Origin of the sequence: Agromyces humi (assembly GCF_009720255.1) — a bacterium.
Classification (GTDB): Bacteria; Actinomycetota; Actinomycetes; order Actinomycetales; family Microbacteriaceae; genus Agromyces; species Agromyces humi.
Window position 1 is genome coordinate 1 of sequence record NZ_WJSP02000745.1, and the last position, 652, is coordinate 652.

The 652-nt window shown below is 76.1% G+C and carries 1 protein-coding gene and 1 pseudogene; both read right to left on the reverse strand.

Translation table 11 applies throughout. The features are described from left to right. Positions 1 to 438 (reverse strand): annotated as a pseudogene (locus tag GH736_RS23940) (hypothetical protein); the annotation flags it as partial. Continuing rightward, positions 428 to 652, reverse strand: a 225-nt coding sequence (locus GH736_RS23945; protein WP_203230950.1) for a hypothetical protein, incomplete at its 5' end; no start/stop codon positions are given. The gene GH736_RS23945 and the pseudogene GH736_RS23940, both read right to left, overlap by 11 nt.

A 652-nucleotide genomic window follows, 5' to 3' on the forward strand; every position in this document is an offset into this window, starting at 1 on the left:
GAGGCCGCCGGCGGTCTCGGTCGCGACGGCCTGCGACTGGGCGCCCGCCAGCATGCCCGCATCGACGGCGCCCGGCTCGGCCGCGATCGCGACGGGCGTTCCGTCCTCGCCGGCGAAGGGATTCTCGGGAGCCGCGAGGGGCGTCTCCTCCAGTTGAGCGTCCGACGGCTCAGCGGCCGTCACGAGGTCGGCCGCGCCGATCGACGACGCGGTGGTCGCCGCCGCCGCGTCCTCGCCGAGGGCGAGCAGCGGCCCGGGACAGACGCGCTGCTGGCGGCTCTCCGCCGGCTGCACGAGCACGGACGGAGGGGCGATGCGATGGTCGGGCCACGGAACGAGCGCCGCCGCACCGACGGCACCGACCGCGAGCGCGGCCGCGCCGAGGAAGGCGAGTGCGCGTCCGCCGAGGTTCAGGGCCCGTTTGCGGTCAAGACGCATCGTCGGCTCCTCTGGTCGTGGGGGCGATGTCGGCCTGCGCGCCGGGAGATCCGTCGGGGTCGGGAGTCGTCTCGTCTGATGGTGCTGACGCGACGTCGGCGATCGGGCTCCCGTCATCCGCGTCGGGTTCGCCCTGCTCCTCGGTGGCTGCCGCGTCGGCGGCCTGCTCGTCGCCGGCCTGCTCGTCGCCGGCCTGCTCGTCGCCGGCTGCCTC